The sequence below is a fragment of the Amycolatopsis sp. DSM 110486 genome, from assembly GCF_019468465.1.
Taxonomy (GTDB): domain Bacteria; phylum Actinomycetota; class Actinomycetes; order Mycobacteriales; family Pseudonocardiaceae; genus Amycolatopsis.
This window is the reverse complement of sequence record NZ_CP080519.1, coordinates 1,287,755-1,302,637: the sequence shown is the minus strand read 5'-3', so window position 1 is coordinate 1,302,637 and position 14,883 is coordinate 1,287,755. Positions and strand designations below refer to the sequence as shown.

Here is a 14,883-nt window from a genome sequence, read left to right as displayed (position 1 = left end):
TGTCAAGATGGACGTATGGTTGCGCGGACCCGCCGAGCTCAGCGGCGTACAGAGGCGCTCTCCCGCGAGCGCATCACCGAGGCCGCCGTCGAGCTGCTCGACGCGTCCGGCGAGGGCGGGCTGACGTTCCGGGCCCTGAGCGAGCACCTCGCCACCGGGCCCGGGGCGATCTACTGGCACGTGGCGAACAAGGGCGAGCTGCTCGAGGCCGCGACCGATGCCGTGGTCGCCGCCGCGCTGGCCGAGCCGACCGAAGCCGTGGGGTCACCGCGGGAGGAGATCCGCGCGGTCGCGCTGGGCCTGTTCAACGCGATCGCCGAGCACCCGTGGCTCGCCACGCAGGTGTCGCTGCAGCTGTCGCACGGTCCGACGAAGTCGGTGCCGCTGCGGATCTTCGAAGGCATCGGCCGGCACGTCGGCGCGCTGGGCGTGCCTGAGGACAGCTGGTTCACCGTGGCGTCGGCGCTGATGCACTACATCCTCGGCTCCGCCGCGCAGAACGCTTCGAACGCCCGCGTCGCCGGGTCAGTGGCGGACCGGGAGGAGTTCCTCGACGCGGTGTCGGCGGCCTGGGAAGAGCTCGACCCGGACGACTACCCCTTCACCCGGGCCGTCGCCCGCCAGGCGCGTGAACACGACGACCGCGAGCAGTTCCTGACCGGAATCGACCTCATCCTCGCCGGGATTCGCGCCCGGTGACGGCGTTGCCGGCGGTGTGGGGCAACCGGATCGCGGCGACGAGCGGGATCGCCAGCAGGACGGCCAGCAGCGCCATTGCCACGCGGAACGGGCCGGGCGCGTCGGTGGCGACCAGGCCGCCGGCGCGGATGAGCAGTGCGCCGAAGGCCACGCCCAGGCCCGCGCCGAGTTCCTGCAGGGTCGAGAGCAGGGTGTTGGCGTGGTTCATCAGGGGCTCGTCGACGTCGGCGAAGGCGACGCTGTTGTAGGCAGTGAAGCCGGTGGAGCGGGAGATTCCGCTGATGAGGAGCAGGGCGAGCAGCACGGGTAACGGGGTGTCGGCCCGCACGAAGGCCAGGCCGACGAGGCAGGCGGCGCCGACGAGGATCGACGCGAGCAGCACCGTGCGGATGCCGAAGCGGCGCATGAGCGGGGTGGTGGCGGGTTTGATGCCGACGTTGCCGACGAACAGCGCGATGACCACCAGGCCGGCGCGGGCGGGGCTCCAGCCGAAGCCGAGCTGGAAGAGCAGCGGGAGGACGAAGGGGATGGCAGTGATCACGCCGCGGTAGACGGAGCCCGTGGCGGCGGTGATGCGGTAGGTCGCGATGCGGAGGATCCGCAGGTCGAGCAGGGGATTCGGTGCGCGCAGCAGGTGCCGGATCGCCCAGCCGAGGCCGACGACGGCCACGATCAGCGCCACGGCCGTTGCCGGGCCGAAGCCCGAGCCGAGACCTTCAAGCGCGACGACCAGCGCTGCGGTGCCGACGGCCACCCACCCGAACCCGACCCGGTCGAACTGCGCGGGCCGCTCCGCGCGCAGGTCCGGCACGATCGCCCACGCCACGGCCAGCGCGGCGATGCCCAGGGGCAGGTTGATCACGAAGATCCACCGCCACGATGCGTACTGCGCCAGCAACCCGCCGACGACCGGCGCCACCACGGGCGCGAGCAACGCGGGCCACGTCAGGTAGGCGACCGCTTTGACCAGGTCTTTCTTAGGTGTGGCGCGCAGGACCACCAGCCGGCCGACGGGCACCATCATCGCGCCGCCGACGCCCTGCACCACTCGCGCTGTTGTCAGCAGCACAAGGTTTGGTGCGAGTGCGCACGCCAATGATGAAAGTGTGAACAGGATCAGTGCGGTTGCGAACACGCGGCGCGCGCCGAAGCGATCGGTGAGCCAGCCGCTGATCGGAATGAGGACGCCGAGGGTGAGGACGTAGGCCGTGATGGTCACGTTGACGTCCACCGAGCTCACCCCGAGGTCGGCCGCCATGAGCGGCGCCGCGGGCGCGATGATCGTGGCGTCGACGATCTCCATGAAGAACGTGGCGGCCACCAGCAGCGCCAACCCCCGCCGAAACCCCATGGCGGTCGACCCTACTGTCCTGGCGCCGCTGGTCGGCTGGTCGCGATGGGGATCACACCGGGGCGAGGGCTGTCGTCGCGGCGGGCAGCGGCGTGGCGGCATTCGTTGAGGCGATGAGGGCTTCGGCTGAGAGTGCGGCAAGCGGTACGACGTCCAGGGCCTCGCGTCAGCCGGCTCGGTGATGTCGCTGAACACCGCCGGCGGCCCGGTGAAGATCGAGGGCATTGGTGACAACATGACCGTGAACGGCGCCAAGATCCTCTGCGGCAACATTCCCACGAAGAACGCCACGCCGGGGACCAGCAAGAGCTGATGATCCACAGTGGATCCACCGGGCTCGCCGAGGGAGTCTGGTGGCTTTGCTCTGCGCGGAGAACGAGTGGGCGGCCTAGGCGTGGTGGGAGCCCATCCTCTTGCGTTCGTTTTCGACCATTCGGCGTCACCGGGCGGACACCGCCATCACCAACGACCGGTGACGGGCGCCGAAGGGCGCTCCGGCCTGGCGATGCTTCAACTCCTGCGGATCGGGGTATGAGGACGTTGGATCATGCCGAAGTTCGGAGAAGGAGCGCTGACCGCTGGTGGACTGTCCCGTGCGCTCGAGCCGGACGCGGCGATGACGGCGCTGCCGCTGACCGGCGCCGGCGGTGAGCTGCACCAGGTGCGGTGCTGGACGCGCGAGCACCTGCTCGACGTCGATGCCGACGTGCTGATCGACGTCGTGCAGGTGGTCGACGAGCTGGCCACCAACGCGCTCTCCCACGGCGGGCCGCCGCAGTGCGTGCGCCTGCTGCGGTTGCCCGGCCTGGTCCGCGTCGAGGTCGACGACAGCACCCCGGTCCGCGCGGCGCCGCGGCCGCCGGACAACGAGGGTGGCCGCGGACTGCACCTCATCGCCGCGCTGTGTGTGGCGTGGGGTCAGCACGTCACGGCGACCGGCAAGACCGTGTGGGCCGAGCTCGGGCTGGGGTCGGGCACCGGCACCGGTTCGTGAGGGTGACCGGCGGCGGCCGGAAGTGGTGTGGTCCCACCATCTTGTGGTGGAATTTTGCCGTGAGTTCTGATCGGGAGCCGGTGGGGCAGGCTGCCAAGGTTGAGCAGCTGGAGGCGGCGCTCGCGACGCGCCCGGTGATCGAGCAGGCCAAGGGCATGCTCATGCTGGTGCGGAGCTGGACCGAGGACGAGGCTTTCGAGGCCCTGCGCGAAGTCTCGCAGCACACGAACGTGAAACTGCACCACGTCGCCACAGTCGTAGTCGCGAGCGGCACGGGCGCGAAGCCCGAGTTGCCGGCTGAGACCGCCGATGTCGTACTCGCCGAACTGCGGTCAGGCGTCCTGGGCAGCGCCTTCGGCACCGAGAGCTGATTCGTCGTGCGGAACGACCCCGGTGAACTGTGACGGTAATGACTTGAATGTTCAAGTCACGCTCGCTACCGTGAACTCGTGCACCCCGCCAAGACGCCCGTCACCTCGCGTGGCCGCGCCAAGCACGTGATCGCGGTGCTGGTGGTGCCCGATTCGGTGGCGCTCGAGGTCGCGGTGGTGCACCAGGTCTTCGGGCCGCGGATGTCCGCGATCGTCGAGCTGACGGACGACGCCGAGAGCGCCTACGAGGTGGTGCTGTGCGGCGAGCAGCCCCGGCAAGTGCTGCCCTCCGGCGTGGACTTCGGCGAGCTCGCGCCGCTGGCGACGCTGCTGACCGCCGACACCGTGATGGTCCCCGGCGTCGACGATCCGCTGGCCGAGCGCCCGCTGCCGGTGCTGGCGGCCCTGCGTGGCGCGGCCGGGAACGGCGCGCGGCTGGTGTCGTTCTGCGGCGGCGCGTTCCTGCTGGCTCGCGCCGGGCTGCTGGACGGACGCCGCGCGACCACGCACTGGCTGTTCACCGAGGAGTTCCGCCGCGAGTTCCCCGACGTCCGCCTCGAACCCGGCTGCCTCTACCTCGACGACGGTCCCGTGCACACCTCGGGCGGGGTCTTCTCGGCCACCGACCTGGCGCTGCACCTGCTGGCCGAAGACCTGGGCCAGGCCTACGCCGGCGACGTCGGCCGGCTGCTGGTGATGGCGCCGCGGCGGCCGGGCGCGCAGGCTCAGTTCGTGAAGGACTCCATCCGGATCGCGGGCGAGCCGGCGCTCGGGTCGTTCCTGGCGTGGCTGCGGGAGCACCTCCACGAGCCGCTCACCCTCAGCTCGCTCGCCGGCCACCTGCACCTGAGTGAGCGCAGCCTCGTGCGGAAATTCCGCCACGCCACCGGGATGACCGTGTTCGACTGGATCAACCGCGAACGCGTCGCGAGCGCGCAGGTGCTGCTCGAAACCACCGAGCACCGCATCTCCGAAATCGCCGCGATGGTGGGGTTCGGCTCCGCGGAAACCCTGCGTCGTCACTTCGAACGCCAGGTCGGCACCACTGCGGGCAGCTACCGGACCACCTTCCGTGCTGCGCTCGTCCCGGGCTGACCGGCCGCTAAGATACGACTGGAATTTCTTCCGACCTCACGGGGGATCGATGGCGAGCGAGCGCGTCGGCGCGAAGGATCGTGCGCTCGCCTACGTCAAGGAGCAGGTGCTGTCCGGCGGGTTCCCGGGCGGCGAGCTGATCAGTGAGGGCGAGGTCGCCGAGGCGCTGGGCATGTCCCGGACGCCGGTGCGCGAGGCGTTCCTGCGGCTGGAAGGCGAGGGGCTGCTGCGGCTGTACCCGCAGCGTGGCGCGCTGGTCGTGCCGGTCTCGCCCGACGAGGTCCGCGCGGTGCTGGAGGCGCGGCTCGTGCTGGAGCAGTTCGCGGCCGGCAAGGTCGCGGCCGCGGGGCCGCAGGTGCGCGAAGCCGTCTTCGCGGGCATGGAAGAGCAGCGGGCCAAGCAGCAGGCGGCGGCCGGCCTCGGCGAGTTCCTCGAGGCCGATCGCGCGTTTCACACCGTGCTGGTCGACGCGGCCGCGAACCCGATCCTCGGCTCGGTGTACGGCTCGCTGCGCGATCGGCAGATGCGGATGGTCGGCGAGTCCACCGTGAACGGCCGCGACGGCGCGCGCGACCGCCTCGACGTGATCCTCGAGGAGCACCGGGAAATCGCGGAAGCCGTTCACGCGGGGGACGGCGAACGGGCGTGCGAGACGGTCCGGGTGCATTTGTCCAGCACCCGCCGGGCCCTGGGCGTCACCGAGGACGCGGGGCTGTAGAAAGCCCGGCCATTGTTCAACCGGGGCTCAACTGTTCCGGAGTTATCGTGGCCGCATGGCAGGTGACGCGGATCTCGCCCGGATCGGATTCCTTCTCTCCGACCGAAACCGTGCCGCGATGCTGTTGCTGCTCCTCGACGGACGGCCGCAGCCGGTTTCGGCGTTGATGGCGGAGGTCGGCATCTCGGCGTCGCTGGCGAGCACCCACCTGCGCAAGCTGAAGGACGGCGGCCTGGTCGTCGTCGAGGTGTCCGGCCGTCAACGGCTGTACCGGCTCGCGAGCCCTGTCGCCGACGCGATCGAGGGCCTGCTGCTGCTCGCGCCGCCCGGGCCGGCGAAGTCGTTGCGGCAGGCGACGCGCGGGCGCAAGCTGCGCGAGGCCAGGGTTTGTTACGACCACCTCGCGGGCAGCGTCGGCGTGGCCATCAACGACGCCTTCCTGGCGAAGGGGTTTCTGATCGAGGACCACGATTCCTACGGCGTCTCGGCCAAAGGCCACGCCGAACTGGCGGTGCACGGGATCGACGTCGACGGGTTGCGCGGTCGCGCCCGGCCGTTGGCGCGGCCGTGCATGGACTGGAGCGAACGCCGGCACCACCTCGCGGGCAGCCTCGGCGCCGCGGTGAAGAGCCGGCTGCTCGAACTGGGCTGGATCGACCTGCTCGAGGCGAGCCGCGCCGTCGACCTCACCGAGGCCGGGCGGCGTGAGCTGCGCGAGTGGCTGGGTGTCGACCCGGCGTAAGTGTTGCTGTTCAACGCCAGATCGGAGCGAGATGTTCGATGTCAGCGAGGTGGCGGTGGTCGCCGTCGACGTCTTCGGGACCACTGTGGACTGGCGCACCGGCGTGATCGACGGCGTGGCCGCGATCGCCGAACACCACGAGACCGAGTTCGACTGCCCCGCCCTCGTGGACGCGTGGCGCGAGCGCTACCTGCCCGCGGTCGGGCAGATCAACCGCGGCGAGCGCGAATGGGCGAACCTCGACGCCGTGCACCGCGAGGCGCTCGACGAGTGTCTGGAGCTGTTCGGCGTCGCCGGGAAGTTCGGCGCCGAGGCGCGCGAGCGCATGGTCCGGGCCTGGGACGCGCTGCCGCCGTGGCCGGACGCCGTCGAAGGGCTGGCCGAGCTGCGCCGCGACTTCGTGGTGGTCGCGCTGTCCAACGGCGGGTTCGCCCAGCTCATCCACGTGGTGAAGGGCGCCGGCCTCGGGTTCGACGCGATCCTGTCGGCCGAGAACGTGGGTGCGTACAAGCCGGACCGCCGCGCGTACACCAACGCCGCGAAGCTCCTGGACGTCGAGCCCCGCACCATCCTCATGGTCGCCGCCCACACCTGGGACATCCACGGCGCGCGCGACGCCGGGTTCCGCACGGCCTTCGTCGAGCGACCGGGGGAAAAGGGCCCTGACCGGCCCGTCGACACCGCCGAGACCACGGACTGCGACCTCAGCGCGGTGAGCTTCGCCGACCTCGCGGGCCGGCTGCGCGCTGCGGCGAAGGGCGGCGCGGCCGTTCGATAACTTCCACTATACGGAAGATCAATTACACTTGGTGGAAATTTCTGGCCTTCAGGGCTTGTGGCCCGGTAGGCTGAGAGTTAGCGTTGGTCGGGCTACGACTTGTATCTCAGTCATGTTCCAGACCTCCTCCGAGCACAGGAGGAGGTCTGGATGACCTGGTGGAGGTGGCACGGTGCCGCAGGGCTTGCACGCCGAGTTCGTCGAAGCCGTGGGCGCCGACGCGGTGGTGTCCGACCCGGTCGCCTTGCGGTCCTACGAATGCGACGGGCTGACCGGCTTCCGCGTCGTCCCGTCGCTGGTGCTGGTGCCGCGCACGGCGGAGGCGGTCGCCGCGGCCGTGCGGGTCTGCGCGAAGCACGACGTGCCGTTCGTCGCCCGCGGCGCCGGCAGCGGGTTGTCCGGCGGTGCGCTGCCGGTGGCCGACGGGGTCGTGATCTCGTTGCAGCGCCTGCGGTCCGTCGTCGAGATCGACGTGGTGAACCGGCGCGCGATCGTCGAGCCCGGAGTGACCAATGTGGACATCAGCCGGGCGGCGGCGCCGTACGGGCTGTACTTCGCGCCGGACCCGTCGTCGCAGCAGGTGTGCACGATCGGCGGCAACGTCGCGGAGAACTCCGGGGGCGCCCACTGTCTCAAGTACGGCTTCACCGTCCACCACATCCACTCGGCCGAAGTCGTGCTGCCCGACGGCACGACCACGGTTCTCGGCGGCGACAGCCCGCAGCTGGGCGGGTACGACCTGCTGGGCGCGTTCATCGGGTCCGAGGGCACGCTCGGCATCGCCACGCGCATCACCGTGAAACTGCTGGCCAAGCCGGCCGCGGTGAAGACGCTCGTGGCCGACTTCCCGTCCGTCGAGCAGGCGGGTGACACGGTGAGCGCCGTGATCGAGGCCGGGATCGTGCCCGCGGCGGTGGAGATGATGGACGCGCTGGCCATCGAGGCTGTCGAAGCCGCGGTCGACGCCGGTTACTCGCGCGACGCGGCCGCCGCGCTCGTGGTGGAGCTCGACGGGCCGCAGGCGGAGGTCGACGCGCAGTTCGCACAGGTGAAGCAGCTGTGCGAAGAGTTCGGGGCGACGAAGCTGCGGATTCCGGCGAGTGCCGAGGAGCGGGCGCTGGTGTGGAAGGGCCGCAAGGCCGCGTTCGCCGCGGTGGGGCGGATCAGCCCGAACTACTTCGTGCAGGACGGGGTTGTCCCGCGCACCCAGCTGGCGACGGCGTTGACCCGGATCTCCGAGCTGGCCGCCGGGGCCGGGCTGCGCGTGGCGAACGTGTTCCACGCCGGCGACGGGAATCTGCATCCGCTGGTGCTCTACAGCGAGGCCGCCGGTGAGCACGAGCGGGCGGAGGCGCTCTCGCGGGCCATCGCCGAACTGTGCGTGGACCTGGGCGGGTCATTGTCCGGGGAGCACGGGATCGGGACGGACAAGGCGTGTTCGATGCCGCGGCAGTTCAGTGAGGACGACCTGGCGACGATGGCGCGGCTGCGGCACGCGTACGACCCCTCGGGGATCTGCAACCCGGGCAAGTTGCTGCCGACGCCGCGGCTGTGCGGGGAACGACCGGGCGTCTACAAGCCGCATCCCCTCGAATCCGCCGGCTTGATCGAGCGGATGTGACGGCGTGACTCAGGAGACCACGTTCGCTCCGTCCACTGTGGAGGAAGTGCGCGCCGCGGTGGCGGACACCCGCGCGAGCCACCCTCGGCTGCTCGTGACCGGCGCGGAGACCGCCTCGGGCTGGGGCGCGCCTGCCGCGCCGGCCGACGCGGTCATCGACACGACGTCGTTGACCGGGGTGCTGAAGTACGCGCCTTCGGACTTGACGATCGCGGTTCGGGCGGGCACGCCGTTCACGACCGTTCAGGAGACGCTCGCGGAGGGGGGCCAGCGCGTGGCGCTCGACCCGGCCCGGGCCTGGCGGGGTGCCACGATCGGCGGGCTGCTGGCCACGGCGGATGCCGGGCCGCTGCGCACGGCGTTCGGCAGCCTGCGTGACCTGGTCATCGGGACGACCGTCGTGCTGGGTGACGGCACGGTCGCGCGGTCCGGCGGGCACGTGATCAAGAACGTCGCCGGCTACGACCTCGCGAAGCTGTTCCACGGTTCCCTCGGGACGCTCGGGGTCGTGGCCGAAGTCGTGCTGCGGTTGCACCCGCTTCCCCTGGCGGTGCGCACGGTGGCGGTCGAGGCCGACGCGGGCGAGGCGTTCGACCTGGCCGGCAAGGTCGTCATGACCGGGTTGGAAGCGTCCGCCCTCGAATGGTCCGGTGGGCGGCTGCTGGTGAAGCTCGAAGGGACGCCGGAGGGCGTCGAGCAGCGTGAACGTGAGCTGTGCCGGCTCGGGGGAACCACGGCCCGGGTGCTCGCGGTCGAGGAGGCGGCCGCGGCCTGGGCAGGTGTTGCCGCGAGCGCGGATGGTGTTCGAGGGACAACAGTTGTGCGAATCGGGACAATGCCGGTCGCCGGGCCGGCTCTGGTGACGAGGATGGTGGCCGCGGGAGCCTCGGTGGCCAGTTCGATGGCGATCGGCGTCCACACCGTGCAGTTCAACGGCGGTGACCACGACGAGCTCCTCGCCCAGTTGCACCAGGAGTTCGGCGCGGCCGTGACCGTGCTGCGCCGCGACGGCCTCTCGGCCGGCCGCGGATGGGGTCCGCCACCGGCGCCGGTGCGCGTGATGCGGGCGATCAAGCGGCAGTTCGACCCGGCCGGTCGGTTCGGTGCCGGCCGGTTCTCACCCTGGCTCGAAGACGAGGAGCGTGCGTCATGACGTCGACACTCGGCAGCTCCTTCGACGAGCACCACCCGCCGAAACGGGAGCTCCTCGACGACTGCGTCCACTGTGGATTCTGCCTCCCGACGTGCCCGACCTACGTGGTCACCGGCCAGGAGATGGAATCGCCGCGCGGGCGCATCTACCTGATGGACCTGGCCGCCAAGGGCGAGATCGGCCTGGACGAGACGTTCGGCCACCACATGGACACCTGCCTCGGCTGCCTGGCCTGCACCACCGCGTGTCCCTCGGGAGTGCAGTACGACAAGCTCATCGAGTCGGTCCGCCCGCAGGTCGAGCGCCAGGTGCCGCGCGGCTTCTTCGACAAGGTGTTCCGCGCGTTCGTCTTCTCGCTGTTCCCGTATCCGCGCCGGTTGCGGCTCGCGGCGTTCGGCGGTCTGCTCTACACCCGGCTCGGCCTTCGGGCGCTCGTCCACCGGCTGGGCATCCTGAAGCGGCTGCCGCCCCGCCTCAGTGCGTTGGAAGCCTTGCTGCCGCCGGTGACGCTGCGGGCGTTGCTGACGAAGACGCCGGAACGCACCCTCAAGCCGGCCGGCGAGGCGAGGCTGCGGGTGGGGCTGCTCGCAGGCTGCGCGAACCGCGTCTTCTTCGGTGACGTCAACGCCGCCACCATCCGTGTGCTCGCCGCCGAAGGCTGCGACGTCTACGTTCCGCAGGACAACCAGTGCTGCGGTGCGCTGTCGGTCCACGCGGGACGAGAGGAAGACGGCCTCACCCGGGCCAAAGGGACCATCGAGATGTTCGAGCGCTACGACCTCGACGTCGTCGTCGCCAATGTGGCCGGCTGCGGGTCCACGCTCAAGGAGTACGGCGACCTCCTCGCGGACGTTCCCGAGTACGCCGAGCGAGCGCGGACCTTCGCCTCGCGGGTGCGGGACATCAACGAACTGATCGCGGACCTCCCCGCGCGCGCCACCCGGCACCCGATGAAGACCAAAGTCGCCTACCACGACGCCTGTCACCTCGCCAACGCCCAAGGAATCCGCCGGCAACCGCGCGAACTTCTGCGCAGCATCCCGGAGCTGTCCGTGCACGACATCGCCGAGGCGGAGCTGTGCTGCGGATCGGCCGGGATCTACAACCTGGTGGAGCCCGAAACGGCCGAAGAACTCGGTCGCCGCAAGGCGAAGCACCTCGCGGACGTCGAACCCGACGTGGTGGCCACCGCGAACGCCGGGTGCCTGCTGCAGATCCGCCGGTTCCTCGACCAGGGGATCCCGGTGGTGCACCCGATCCAGCTGCTCGACGCGTCCATTCGTGACGTAGATCCACTCGATCCACCCCAGACGCGTTCCTGAGCGTCGTTTTTCGCAGTTCTTCATAGCTTCGTTTCGCAGCGCCGATTGTCCCGGCGTTGATTCACCGCGTCGTTTTCACAGGAGATTTCACATGAGCACGGTGGGTTTCATCGGCCTGGGCATCATGGGTCTGCCGATGGCCGAGAACCTGGTCAAGGCCGGGTACGACGTCGTCGGCTACAACCGCAGCGCGAGGCGGGTCGACGCGCTGGTCGCCGCGGGTGGCCGTGGCGCGTCGAGCATCGCCGAGGCGGTCAAGGGCTCGGACGTCGTGATCACGATGGTGCCGGACTCGCCGGACGTGGTGGCTGTCGCGATGGGCGAAGACGGCATCTTCGAGAACTCGCACTCCGGTCAGCTGGTGATCGACATGAGCACCATCGAGCCGGCCACGGCCCGCGCGGTCGCCGAAGCCGGCGCGAAAGTGGAGGTGCGCGTTCTCGACGCGCCGGTGTCCGGCGGGGAAGCCGGTGCTGTCGAGGGTGTGCTGTCCATCATGGTCGGTGGCGCCGCCGAGGACTTCGCCGCTGCCAAGCCGGTACTGGAAGCCGTCGGGCGCACCATCGTGCACGTCGGTCCGCACGGTGCCGGCCAGACCGTCAAAGCCGCCAACCAGCTCATGGTCGCCGGCCACCTCCAGCTCCTCGCCGAAGCGCTCGTGCTCGCCGAGGCGTCCGATGTGGACCCGGTGATCGCCGTGGAGGTGCTCGGCGGCGGGCTGGCCGGCAGCACCGTCCTCGACCGCAAGTCGGAGAACATGCTCAAGCGCGATTTCACACCCGGTTTCCGCCTCTCCTTGCACCACAAGGACATGGGCATCGTCACCGCGGCCGCACGGGAAGCCGGGGTGGCGATCCCTCTCGGCAGTGCGGTCGCCCAGTTGATCGCCTCCCTCGTCGCTCGCGGCGACGGCGGGCTCGACCATTCCGGTCTGTTCAAGCTCACCGAAGAGCTCGCGGGCCGGACCCAGTAGGACAGTCACTTGTCAGGAGTGGACTCATGCCCAGAATGACCGCAGCCGACGCCGCCGTCGCAGTGCTGCGCCGCGAAGGCATCACAACTGCTTTCGGGTTGCCCGGCGCCGCCATCAACCCGTTCTACGCCGCGTTGCGCCGGGACGGAAACGTCGCGCACACGCTGGCCCGCCACGTCGAAGGCGCCTCGCACATGGCCGAGGGCTACACCCGGACCCAGCCGGGGAACATCGGTGTGTGCATCGGCACCTCGGGCCCGGCGGGCACCGACATGATCACCGGCTTGTACTCGGCCAGCGCGGACTCGATCCCGATCCTGTGCATCACCGGCCAGGCGCCGGTGGCCAAGCTGCACAAGGAAGACTTCCAGGCCGTCGACATCTCGGCCATCGCGGCTCCGGTCACCAAGTGGGCCGTGACGGTGATGGAGCCGGCGCAGGTGCCGGGCACGTTCCAGAAGGCGTTCTGGCTCATGCGCACCGGCCGGCCCGGCCCGGTGCTGATCGACCTGCCGATCGACGTGCAGCTGGCCGAGATCGACTTCGACATCGACTCCTACGAACCCCTGCCCGTCGCGAAACCGGCGGCGACGCGGGCCCAGGTCGACCGCGCGCTGGACCTCGTGGGCGCGGCGGAGCGGCCGGTGATCGTGGCCGGCGGCGGAATCATCAACGCCGACGCGGCCGAGTTGCTGGTCGAGTTCGCCGAGCTGACCGGCATTCCCGTGATCCCCACTCTCATGGGCTGGGGCACCATCCCCGACGACCATCCGCTGATGGCCGGGATGGCGGGGATCCAGACGAGCCACCGCGGCGCCAACGCGACCATGCTCGAAGCCGACTGCGTGCTGGGCATCGGCAACCGCTGGGCCAACCGGCACACGGGTGACCTCGACGTCTACCGCGGCGAGCGCACGTTCGTCCACGTCGACATCGAGCCAACGCAGATCGGCCGCGTGTTCGCGCCGCACTACGGGATTGTGTCCGACGCGAAGGCCGCGCTGGAGCAGTTCGTCACGGTGGCCCGTGAGCGACGCGAGGCCGGAACCCTGCCGGATCGTTCGGCGTGGGCCGGTGACTGCGCGCGCCGCAAGTCCACGATGGAACGCAAGACGCACTTCGACGAGGTGCCGATCAAACCGCAGCGTGTCTACGAAGAGATGAACCAGGTGTTCGGGAAGGAGACCCGCTACGTCTCGGCCATCGGGCTTTCGCAGATCGCCGCGGCGCAGTTCCTGCACGTGTACCGGCCGCGGCACTGGATCAACTGTGGACAGGCCGGGCCGCTCGGGTGGACGGTCCCGGCGGCGCTGGGCGTGGCCACCGCCGACCCCGACGCCGAGGTCGTGGCGATCAGCGGGGACTACGACTTCCAGTTCATGCTCGAGGAGCTGGCCGTCGGCGCGCAGTTCAACCGCCCGTACGTCCACGTCCTGGTCAACAACTCCTACCTCGGCCTGATCCGGCAGGCGCAGCGGTCGTTCGACATGGACTACTGCGTGCAGCTGGGGTTCGAGAACGTCAACTCGCCCGAGACGGCCGGGTACGGAGTGGACCACGTCAAGGTGGCCGAAGGCTTGGGCTGCAAGGCCATTCGCGTGCGCCGGCCCGAGGATCTGAGGGCGGGCTTCGAGAAGGCGCGGCAGCTGGCGGCCGAGTACCGCGTGCCGGTGATCGTCGAGGTCATCCTGGAGCGGGTCACGAACATCTCGATGGGCGCGGATCTCGCGGGCGTGAACGAGTTCGAGCCGCTGGCCGAACGCCCGGAAGACGCGCCGACCGCGCTCACGCACTGACGCGTCCGAAGTGGAGGGTTCCGGTGCCGTAAGGAATCGGAAACTACTGCCACGCCTTCGTCGGCGATTAGTCTGGTTTCGATCAGCCCGGCCAAGACGAAGGAAAAATTCATGGTGAAACGCGTGGTGGCCGGCGGTCTCGCGGCCGTGGTCGCGGTCGGGCTCGCAGCTTGTTCGTCGGACGAGCCCGCCGCGCCCGCGGCCCCGGGGCCCCGCGCGGTGTACGTCACCAACTGGGCTTCCGACACCGTCGCCGAGTTCGGCTTCAACGAAGACGGTTCGCTGAAGGCACCGGCGATTTCGCTGCCGGTAGGGAAGGGCGACACCCACCCACAGGCGTCGATCCGTTCGCACGACGGAAAATGGCTCTACGTAGGCAACTGGGGCACGCGGGACGTCGCTCCTTTCCGGATCGAAGCCGACGGGCGCCTCACCGCGTTTCCCGCCGCGCACGGTCCGGCGCCGGAGCCCGTGACCCCGTCCGGCATCGCGCTGAGCCCGGACGGCAAGAACCTATACACGGCCAACTTCGGCAACGGCGGCGACGGAACCGTTTCGCACTACCGCGTTTCGGCCGACGGCCTGCCGCACGGCGTCGCGACGATCCCCGCCCACGGACGGGGCACGACGGCACTGGCGGTCTCACCCGACAGCCGCACACTCGTCACGGCCAACAGCGCTTCGGGTGACGTCTCGACGTTCACCATCGCCGCCGACGGCAGCCTCACGTGGGTGGCGACCGTCGCCACGGGCAAGGGCGCGTTCTTCGCCGCCATCACGCCGGACAGCTCGCACGTCCTGGTCACAAACTCGCTGGCCGACAGCATCAGCTTCCTCAACCTGGGCGCGGATTCCCGGCCCACGCCGGTCAGCACCGTACCCAATCCGGCCGACGAGCCCCGCGGCATCGTCCTCACCGCCCGAGGCGACCGCGCCTACGTCGCCAATTTCGCGAACGGTACCGGCCCCGGCCACATCACCACGTTCAGGGTGACTGCCACCGGCATCAGCCTGGCGGGCCCGGCACTGGCGACCGGCGGCAACGGCGCCGAGGGCATTGCCTTGTCCCACGACGGCCGCAGCCTCTACAACGCCAACTTCAACACCGACGGCGACGGCAGCGTCACGAGCTACCCGCTGGCCGCCGACGGTTCGGTGGGCAGCCCGCGGCCGCCGGTGCTCACGGGTGGCCGTCAGCCCGACCTGACGAGCATCACCCTGCCGACGAGCTGACCGGGCCGGCCCGGATGCCGCTTCCGGGGCCGGCCCG

At 70.2% G+C, this 14,883-nt stretch carries 14 protein-coding genes and 1 pseudogene; 14 read left to right on the top strand and 1 reads right to left on the bottom strand.

Annotated elements, in window-relative coordinates:
- Window positions 1-15: 15 nt before the first annotated feature.
- The gene (locus K1T34_RS06325) at window positions 16-699 is read left to right on the top strand and encodes a TetR/AcrR family transcriptional regulator (protein ID WP_220243349.1); all 684 of its coding nucleotides are present in this window, start codon (window positions 16-18) and stop codon (window positions 697-699) included.
- Here K1T34_RS06325 and K1T34_RS06320 read toward each other — a convergent pair.
- Window positions 671-2,050, bottom strand: coding sequence for an MFS transporter (locus K1T34_RS06320; protein WP_220243348.1), 1,380 nt, complete (start codon window positions 2,048-2,050; stop codon window positions 671-673). The two genes, K1T34_RS06325 and K1T34_RS06320, sit on opposite strands and share 29 nt — an antisense overlap.
- A 136-nt stretch (window positions 2,051-2,186) precedes the next feature.
- On the opposite strand from K1T34_RS06320, the pseudogene K1T34_RS06315 reads away from it, so the two are divergent.
- From K1T34_RS06315 to K1T34_RS06255, 13 genes and pseudogenes are all read left to right on the top strand, one after another.
- Window positions 2,187-2,363 (top strand): annotated as a pseudogene (locus K1T34_RS06315) (fasciclin domain-containing protein); the annotation flags it as partial.
- A 234-nt stretch (window positions 2,364-2,597) separates the two neighbouring features.
- A complete protein-coding gene (locus tag K1T34_RS06310) occupies window positions 2,598-3,044 on the top strand; it encodes an ATP-binding protein (RefSeq protein WP_220243347.1) in 447 nt (148 codons plus the stop codon).
- Window positions 3,045-3,103: 59 nt separating this feature from the next.
- Window positions 3,104-3,415, top strand: coding sequence for an ANTAR domain-containing protein (locus tag K1T34_RS06305; protein ID WP_220243346.1), 312 nt, complete (start codon window positions 3,104-3,106; stop codon window positions 3,413-3,415).
- A 78-nt stretch (window positions 3,416-3,493) separates the two neighbouring features.
- On the top strand, window positions 3,494-4,510 hold the full coding sequence (locus K1T34_RS06300; protein WP_220243345.1) for a GlxA family transcriptional regulator: 1,017 nt from the start codon (window positions 3,494-3,496) through the stop codon (window positions 4,508-4,510).
- A gap of 49 nt (window positions 4,511-4,559) precedes the next feature.
- Window positions 4,560-5,228 carry a GntR family transcriptional regulator gene (locus tag K1T34_RS06295; protein WP_220243344.1) on the top strand — a complete coding sequence of 223 codons (669 nt, stop codon included), beginning with the start codon at window positions 4,560-4,562 and terminating at the stop codon, window positions 5,226-5,228.
- 55 nt (window positions 5,229-5,283) lie between these two features.
- Window positions 5,284-5,970: a helix-turn-helix transcriptional regulator gene (locus tag K1T34_RS06290; protein WP_220243343.1), complete on the top strand. Its 687-nt coding sequence runs from the start codon at window positions 5,284-5,286 to the stop codon at window positions 5,968-5,970.
- 31 nt (window positions 5,971-6,001) lie between these two features.
- A complete protein-coding gene (locus tag K1T34_RS06285; RefSeq protein ID WP_220243342.1) occupies window positions 6,002-6,748 on the top strand; it encodes a haloacid dehalogenase type II in 747 nt (248 codons plus the stop codon).
- A 172-nt stretch (window positions 6,749-6,920) separates the two neighbouring features.
- Complete coding sequence (locus tag K1T34_RS06280) at window positions 6,921-8,369, top strand: FAD-linked oxidase C-terminal domain-containing protein (RefSeq protein ID WP_220243341.1); 1,449 nt, start codon at window positions 6,921-6,923, stop codon at window positions 8,367-8,369.
- Between the two features lie 4 nt (window positions 8,370-8,373).
- Entirely contained in the window at window positions 8,374-9,522 is a 1,149-nt protein-coding gene (locus tag K1T34_RS06275) for an FAD-binding oxidoreductase (protein ID WP_220243340.1), read from the top strand.
- Entirely contained in the window at window positions 9,519-10,844 is a 1,326-nt protein-coding gene (locus K1T34_RS06270; RefSeq protein ID WP_220243339.1) for a (Fe-S)-binding protein, read from the top strand. Before K1T34_RS06275 ends, K1T34_RS06270 begins: the two co-directional genes overlap by 4 nt.
- Window positions 10,813-11,817: a 2-hydroxy-3-oxopropionate reductase gene (locus tag K1T34_RS06265; protein WP_370643800.1), complete on the top strand. Its 1,005-nt coding sequence runs from the start codon at window positions 10,813-10,815 to the stop codon at window positions 11,815-11,817. Before K1T34_RS06270 ends, K1T34_RS06265 begins: the two co-directional genes overlap by 32 nt.
- Window positions 11,818-11,843: 26 nt before the next feature.
- A complete protein-coding gene (gene gcl / locus K1T34_RS06260; protein WP_220243337.1) occupies window positions 11,844-13,613 on the top strand; it encodes a glyoxylate carboligase in 1,770 nt (589 codons plus the stop codon).
- Between the two features lie 111 nt (window positions 13,614-13,724).
- The gene (locus tag K1T34_RS06255; RefSeq protein ID WP_220243336.1) at window positions 13,725-14,846 is read left to right on the top strand and encodes a beta-propeller fold lactonase family protein; all 1,122 of its coding nucleotides are present in this window, start codon (window positions 13,725-13,727) and stop codon (window positions 14,844-14,846) included.
- Window positions 14,847-14,883 lie beyond the last annotated feature (37 nt).

Excerpts from the sequence above, each read along its gene's own strand:
- K1T34_RS06295 (WP_220243344.1), top strand. The coding sequence starts at position 4,560 with ATGGCGAGCGAGCGCGTCGGCGCGAAGGATCGTGCGCTCGCCTACGTC.
- K1T34_RS06320 (WP_220243348.1), bottom strand. The coding sequence starts at position 2,050 with ATGGGGTTTCGGCGGGGGTTGGCGCTGCTGGTGGCCGCCACGTTCTTC.
- gcl (WP_220243337.1), top strand. The coding sequence starts at position 11,844 with ATGCCCAGAATGACCGCAGCCGACGCCGCCGTCGCAGTGCTGCGCCGC.
- K1T34_RS06255 (WP_220243336.1), top strand. The coding sequence starts at position 13,725 with ATGGTGAAACGCGTGGTGGCCGGCGGTCTCGCGGCCGTGGTCGCGGTC.
- K1T34_RS06310 (WP_220243347.1), top strand. The coding sequence starts at position 2,598 with ATGCCGAAGTTCGGAGAAGGAGCGCTGACCGCTGGTGGACTGTCCCGT.
- K1T34_RS06325 (WP_220243349.1), top strand. The coding sequence starts at position 16 with ATGGTTGCGCGGACCCGCCGAGCTCAGCGGCGTACAGAGGCGCTCTCC.
- K1T34_RS06290 (WP_220243343.1), top strand. The coding sequence starts at position 5,284 with ATGGCAGGTGACGCGGATCTCGCCCGGATCGGATTCCTTCTCTCCGAC.
- K1T34_RS06270 (WP_220243339.1), top strand. The coding sequence starts at position 9,519 with ATGACGTCGACACTCGGCAGCTCCTTCGACGAGCACCACCCGCCGAAA.
- K1T34_RS06285 (WP_220243342.1), top strand. The coding sequence starts at position 6,002 with ATGTTCGATGTCAGCGAGGTGGCGGTGGTCGCCGTCGACGTCTTCGGG.